The sequence below is a fragment of the Spiribacter salinus M19-40 genome (assembly GCF_000319575.2).
Lineage (GTDB): Bacteria > Pseudomonadota > Gammaproteobacteria > Nitrococcales > Nitrococcaceae > Spiribacter > Spiribacter salinus.
This window is the reverse complement of the sequence record NC_021291.1, coordinates 1,571,321-1,577,500: the sequence shown is the minus strand read 5'-3', so window position 1 is coordinate 1,577,500 and position 6,180 is coordinate 1,571,321. Positions and strand designations below refer to the sequence as shown.

The following is a 6,180-nucleotide window of genomic DNA, read 5'->3' as shown; positions in this document are numbered from 1 at the left end:
TGATGGGGTTAGCTCTTCGGAGCGAAGCTCTTGATCGAAGCCCCGGTAAACGGCGGCCGTAACTATAACGGTCCTAAGGTAGCGAAATTCCTTGTCGGGTAAGTTCCGACCTGCACGAATGGCGTAACGATGGCCCCGCTGTCTCCACCCGAGACTCAGTGAAATTGAAATCGCTGTGAAGATGCAGCGTTCCCGCGGCAAGACGGAAAGACCCCGTGAACCTTTACTACAGCTTCACACTGGACTTTGAGCATGCTTGTGCAGGATAGGTAGGAGGCTTTGAAACCGGAGCGCCAGCTCTGGTGGAGCCATCCTTGAGATACTACCCTTGCATGGTTGAGGTTCTAACCTAGACCCGTTATCCGGGCCAGGAACAGTGTGTGGTGGGTAGTTTGACTGGGGCGGTCTCCTCCCAAAGAGTAACGGAGGAGTGCGAAGGTACCCTCGGCGCGGTCGGAAATCGCGCTATGAGTATAAAAGCACAAGGGTGCCTGACTGCGAGACTGACAAGTCGAGCAGGGGCGAAAGCCGGCTTTAGTGATCCGGTGGTTCTGTATGGAAGGGCCATCGCTCAACGGATAAAAGGTACTCCGGGGATAACAGGCTGATTCCTCCCAAGAGTCCACATCGACGGAGGAGTTTGGCACCTCGATGTCGGCTCATCACATCCTGGGGCTGTAGCAGGTCCCAAGGGTATGGCTGTTCGCCATTTAAAGTGGTACGCGAGCTGGGTTTAGAACGTCGTGAGACAGTTCGGTCCCTATCTGCCGTGGGCGTCGGAGATTTGAGAAGATCTGCTCCTAGTACGAGAGGACCGGAGTGGACGAACCTCTGGTGTTCCGGTTGTCACGCCAGTGGCACTGCCGGGTAGCTACGTTCGGAAGGAATAACCGCTGAAAGCATCTAAGCGGGAAGTCCACTTCAAGATGAGATCTCCCCGAGGACTTGATCCTCCTGAAGAGCCGTAGAAGACGACTACGTTGATAGGCTGGGTGTGGAAGTGCAGTAATGCATGAAGCTAACCAGTACTAATTGCTCGTGAGGCTTGATCATATAACCCCAAGTGGATTGTATGCATCGGTCCTGTATGCCATAGACAACATTTTCTGATCCGCCGGCGCCGCGATGCGCCGACGGAAAACCGGCTTGCCTGGCGAAAATAGCGCGTGGGAACCACCCGACCCCATTCCGAACTCGGAAGTGAAACTGCGCAGCGCCGATGATAGTGCCGCCTCGCTGTGGTGCGAAAGTAGGTCATCGCCAGGTTTTTACACCCAAACCCCTGCAGTCTCTGGCTGCGGGGGTTTTCTTTTTTCAGCACCCCGCGGCGATAATGGCCGAACCAACGGTAAGGCGTTTTCAGCCATGACCACGCAAGACACCCTCGCTGCAGTCCAGGCAGGGCTCGGCCCCCGCCATGCCCAAACGGCCATTCACGTGTTCGAGTCGCTGGCCAGCACGAATGAATGGCTCGCTGCGCAGTCCCTGGCCGGTCCTACACTGGTGACTGCGCGGACGCAGACCCAGGGTCGCGGCCGACGTGGCCGAGCCTGGGCCTCGCCCGCGGGCGGATGGTATTTCAGTGTGGGCGTGCCGCTGTCCCCGGACGAGCCAGTTCAGCCGACCGTGACACTGCTGGTCGGAATCGCCCTTGCCGAGGCGCTAACGAGCGCAGGCTTCCCGGGCATTGCCGTTAAATGGCCGAACGATTTGGTCGTTAACGGCGCCAAACTGGGCGGTATCCTCGTCGAACGGCTGCCAACGGCGCTGATCGTGGGTGTTGGCATCAATCGGTCAACAACCGCGATTCAAAACCTGCCGACCGACCGGCGCGCCATCGGCCTGAAAGACCTGGGTGACCGACCGACCCACGAAAACCTCATCGGCCAACTCGCCGCGGCGATATTCGACGCCGTCATGCGCTCGCCCGACGCCGCCGCGGCCATCCTGGATGCCTGCTGGCCCGCACGCGACGCCCTCGCCGGGCACATCGTCGTGGTTACGCAATCGGACGGCACGGGCACCCCACTACAAGGCGAAGTGCTCGGCATCACCCCCAACGGTCAGTTGCGGCTTGCCACGGCATCGGGTGAGCAGTGGGTGAACGCGGGTGAGTGCCGTATCCAGGGCGGCTGGGAGGCAACGGCATGAACGACCTGGTGGTTGATGTCGGCAATAGCCGCATCAAATGGGCGCTGGCAGCGAATGGTCGAGTCATCGGTAGCAGCCGCGCCGTGGCCCACGACAACCTTGAGCTGTTGTTCGCTGAATGGTCGCGGCTGAGTGCGCCGCCGCAACGCGTGCGCGGCGTGTCTGGCCCCGCGTCGGCCGGCACCCAGGCCGCAATCGCGCAATGGACCACGACCCATTGGGATCTCGCGCCCCACTGGTTGGAGACACCGGCCACGGGGGGCGGGGTGCAAGTCGCCTACCCAACGCCAGCGCAGCTGGGGACCGATCGCTGGCTTGCCATGGTTGGCGCCAGAGCCGCGGGCAAAGCGCCCGCCTGCATTATCGACTGCGGCAGCGCGATCACCCTGGATGTGCTCGATGCGCATGGCCAGCACCAGGGCGGCCTGATCCTGCCGGGCCTCGCCGCCCAACAAGCCGGCCTAACCGGCCTGGCCCCCGGCCTGCCCCGCGTTGACTGGCCCAACAGCACGCCCTTTCCGGCCAACAACACCCCCGACGCGCTGGCAAGCGGTTACCTGCACGGCACCGCCATGGCGCTCCAGGGGCTGTTGCAACGGTGCGCAACGAATACGCCTGAGGCGCTGACGGCGGTCTTAACCGGTGGCGATGCTACATTGATCAGCCGTTATCTGGACCGGTCGGTCACCTTGCGCCCGGACCTTGTCCTCGAGGGCATAGCCGCCCTCCAGTAGCATTTGCGAATTGCCCGTTGCGGTCAACCGGGGTACCCTCTCGCGTTGCATCAAAGATGCTGGCGTAGCTCAGTTGGTAGAGCAGCTGATTTGTAATCAGCCGGTCGGGGGTTCGAATCCTCTCGCCAGCTCCAATCTCCTGCTTAAGGGTGGCGCATGAACAGGGACGCATCTGGCCAAAAGGTGCCCGAGCTCAAACGGATCCTCCAAACGGCGCGGTCCGGCTTTATCGCGGTCGGCGTATTCAGTCTGTTTATTAACTTGCTGATGCTCGTGCAGCCGTTCTACATGCTGCAGGTCTTCGACCGTGTCCTGCGCTCCCGCAGTGAAGAGACCCTGCTGTTCCTCAGTCTGATTGTGCTTGGCCTGTTTGTGCTGATGGGCGTGCTGCAGCTGATTCGCTCGCGCATCCTGGTGCGGGTGGGCGTGGCCGTCGACCAGCGCCTGGGCGAGCGGCTGTTTGATGCCATGTTCCGCAACTCGCTCCGCCAGCGCGGCAGCGGCACGCCGCAGCCGATGGACGATCTGTCCAACGTCCGCCAGTTTCTGACCGGTCCCGGCATCCTTGCGCTGTTTGATGCCCCCTGGACGCCGGTCTACCTGGGCGTGATGTTCCTGTTCCACCCCTGGCTCGGCGTGTACGGCGTGGCCTGTACGCTCATTATCGGTGCGCTGACGTGGGCCAACGAGGTCTTTACCAGCGCCCCGCTCGCCAAGGCCAACGAGGCCAACCGCAGCGCCCGGCGTTTCGCCGGTGACAACCTGCGCAACGCCGAGGTGATTCATGCCATGGGCATGGAGCCGGAAATCCGCGATCGCTGGCTCTCCCGGAACTCCAGCACCATTAACGGCCAGGCGTTTGCCAGTGACCGCGCCGGCGTGTTCAGTAACGCCAGTCGCGTCTTCCGGTTCATGGCCCAGGCGTTTGCCTATGGTCTTGGTGCGCTGCTGGTGCTCCAGGGGCAGATGAGCGGCGGCATGATCATCGCCTGCGCCATCCTCATTGGCCGGGCCCTGGCCCCACTTGATCAGATCACCGGCGCCTGGCGCCAGATTCAGCAGGCCCGGGAGAGCCACGGACGCCTGACCCAGCTGTTCGAGGGCTTCCCGGAGCAGCCGCGCCTGACCACCCTGCCGGCGCCGAAGGGCCGGCTCGATCTCGCCAACGTCCTGGCGGCGCCCCCCGGCACGCGGACGCCGGTGCTGCGCAACGTCAGCCTCAACGTCACCCCGGGCGAAGGCCTGGGCGTGATCGGCCCCAGCGCGGCGGGCAAGTCCTCGCTGGTGCGGGTGATACTGGGCGTCTGGCCGGTGCTGAACGGCTCCGTGCGCCTCGACGGCGCGGATGTTGATCAATACAACCGCGACGAACTAGGCCCTTACGTGGGCTATCTGCCACAGGATATCGAGCTCTTCGAGGGCACCGTGGCACAGAATATCGCGCGCTTTGGCCGGGCCGATGACGAATCCATCGTCAGCGCCGCCCAGCTTGCCGGCGCGCATGAAATGATCCTGCAACTGCCGAATGGCTACGACACGGCCGTGGGGGTTGGGGGGAATACCTTGTCCTCCGGCCAGCGCCAGCGCGTGGGCCTGGCCCGGGCGCTCTTTGGTGACCCGAAATTGGTCATCCTGGATGAGCCCAACTCCAACCTCGATGACGCCGGCGAGCAGGCGCTTACCAGCGCCGTCGAGCGGTTGAAGTCGCAGGGCGCGACGGTCCTGGTGGTGACCCACCGACGCTCGATACTCTCGCAAATGGATAAGCTCCTGGTGCTCCAGCAAGGCCAGGTGGCGGCGTTTGGCGCGCGCGAAGAGGTGCTGGGACGGCTCCAGTCCAACACCGCTCAGCCGCTGCGCGTCGCCGGTAACCAATCCAACGGGGGGCAGTCATGAAGTCGCTGATCGAGCGTTTCCGGGGAAGCGTCGCCACCGGGGAGTATCTGCCCGGCAACGGCACCGCCAGCGAAGAGGCGACCCCCACCGATGGCGTCCCCAAGGCCTCGGGTAATTACCGGCGCTACTCGCTGATCGGCGCCATTGTCCTGTTCGTCGGCTTTGGCGGGTTTTTGATCTGGGCGGCCACCGCGCCGCTCGCGGGTGCGGTCATCTCCAACGGCCAGGTCGTTGTCGAGGGGTATCGCCAGACCATTCAGCATCTCGAGGGCGGCATTATTTCCGCGCTGAACGTCGAAGAAGGCGAGCGCGTGCAGAGCGGTGATGTCCTGGTCGAGTTTGATGGCACACAGGCCAGCTCTGATCTCAACGTCGTCGAATCCCGTCTGCTCTCGGCCCTGGGCCGCCGGGCGCGTCTGCGCGCCGAGCGCGATGGCCTGGAGGAGATCGACTTCCCCAAAGAGTTGACCGAGGCCGACGATCCGCAAGAGGCCGCCGAGATCATGGCCAACCAGCGCAGCCTCTTCTCGGCCCGGCGCGAGGCCCTGGTGACCGACCTCGACCTGCGGGCCCAGCGCATTGACGAGCTCGAAGAGCAGATCCGCGGGCTGGAAGCGCGCCTGTCCGCGGTCGAGTCGCAGATCGACTCGTTTGCCGAGGAAGTCGAGGAGTGGAGCGGTCTGGTGCAGGATCAGCTCGCCGACAAACAGCAGCTTCGCGACGCCGGCCGGCAGCTGGATGACTACCGCGGCGACCGCGGTCGGCTGATTGCCGATATCGCCGGGGTGCGGGCCCAAATCGCCAGCACCCAGATGGAGCGCACCCTGCGGCGTCAGGAATACGACCAGGAAGTGGCCTCCCAGCTCGGTGAGGTGCAGGAGAGCATTCTCGACTCCCGGGCACGCATCAGCGCCCTGCGCGACACCCTGCAGCGGACCGTGGTCACCGCCCCGGTGAGCGGCGAGGTGGTCGGGCTGCAGTTCCACAGCGAGGGCTCGGTGGTGAACTCCGGCGGCGAGCTCATGGACATCGTCCCGCAGCAGCGCACGCTGCTCATCGACGCGCGGGTACAGCCCGATGACATTGATGATGTGCGCGTGGGCCAGAACACCGACTTGAGCTTCCCAGCGCTGAATACGCTGTTTATCAACGACATCGAGGGCGAGGTGATCTCCATCTCCGGCGATGCGCTGACCGACCAGCAAAACGACGAGAGTTACTACCTCGCCCGGATTCGCGTGAACGAGGCGGGTGTGGATTCGCTGCGCGAAGAAAACTTTGAGCTGGAGCCCGGCATGGGTGTGCAGGTGTTCATTAAAACCGGCTCCCGCAGCCTGCTGGGTTACCTCACCAAGCCATTCCGTGACATGGCCTCCAGAGCATTCCGCGAGAGCTGACG

At 63.4% G+C, this 6,180-nt stretch carries 4 protein-coding genes, 1 tRNA gene and 2 rRNA genes (1 of these 7 running past the window's edge); all 7 read left to right on the top strand.

Going from position 1 to position 6,180, the window contains the following annotated elements:
• Nucleotides 1-1,053 (top strand): 23S ribosomal RNA (locus SPISAL_RS07810); it begins 1,838 nt to the left of the window's first position.
• A gap of 96 nt (nucleotides 1,054-1,149) precedes the next feature.
• Nucleotides 1,150-1,266: ribosomal RNA gene (gene rrf / locus SPISAL_RS07805) — 5S ribosomal RNA — on the top strand.
• A 99-nt stretch (nucleotides 1,267-1,365) separates the two neighbouring features.
• Nucleotides 1,366-2,151, top strand: a complete 786-nt coding sequence (locus tag SPISAL_RS08715) for a biotin--[acetyl-CoA-carboxylase] ligase (RefSeq protein ID WP_016353933.1) — start codon at nucleotides 1,366-1,368, stop codon at nucleotides 2,149-2,151.
• Entirely contained in the window at nucleotides 2,148-2,885 is a 738-nt protein-coding gene (locus SPISAL_RS07795; RefSeq protein ID WP_016353932.1) for a type III pantothenate kinase, read from the top strand. The genes SPISAL_RS08715 and SPISAL_RS07795 overlap by 4 nt, the downstream gene beginning before the upstream one ends.
• A gap of 58 nt (nucleotides 2,886-2,943) precedes the next feature.
• A tRNA-Thr gene (locus SPISAL_RS07790) sits at nucleotides 2,944-3,019 on the top strand.
• Between the two features lie 22 nt (nucleotides 3,020-3,041).
• Nucleotides 3,042-4,781: a type I secretion system permease/ATPase gene (locus tag SPISAL_RS07785; protein WP_016353931.1), complete on the top strand. Its 1,740-nt coding sequence runs from the start codon at nucleotides 3,042-3,044 to the stop codon at nucleotides 4,779-4,781.
• Nucleotides 4,778-6,178: an HlyD family type I secretion periplasmic adaptor subunit gene (locus tag SPISAL_RS07780; RefSeq protein WP_016353930.1), complete on the top strand. Its 1,401-nt coding sequence runs from the start codon at nucleotides 4,778-4,780 to the stop codon at nucleotides 6,176-6,178. The genes SPISAL_RS07785 and SPISAL_RS07780 overlap by 4 nt, the downstream gene beginning before the upstream one ends.
• Nucleotides 6,179-6,180: the final 2 nt, after the last annotated feature.

Coding starts and splice junctions, on each gene's coding strand:
- SPISAL_RS08715 (WP_016353933.1), top strand. CDS start 1,366: ATGACCACGCAAGACACCCTCGCTGCAGTCCAGGCAGGGCTCGGCCCC.
- SPISAL_RS07795 (WP_016353932.1), top strand. CDS start 2,148: ATGAACGACCTGGTGGTTGATGTCGGCAATAGCCGCATCAAATGGGCG.
- SPISAL_RS07785 (WP_016353931.1), top strand. CDS start 3,042: ATGAACAGGGACGCATCTGGCCAAAAGGTGCCCGAGCTCAAACGGATC.
- SPISAL_RS07780 (WP_016353930.1), top strand. CDS start 4,778: ATGAAGTCGCTGATCGAGCGTTTCCGGGGAAGCGTCGCCACCGGGGAG.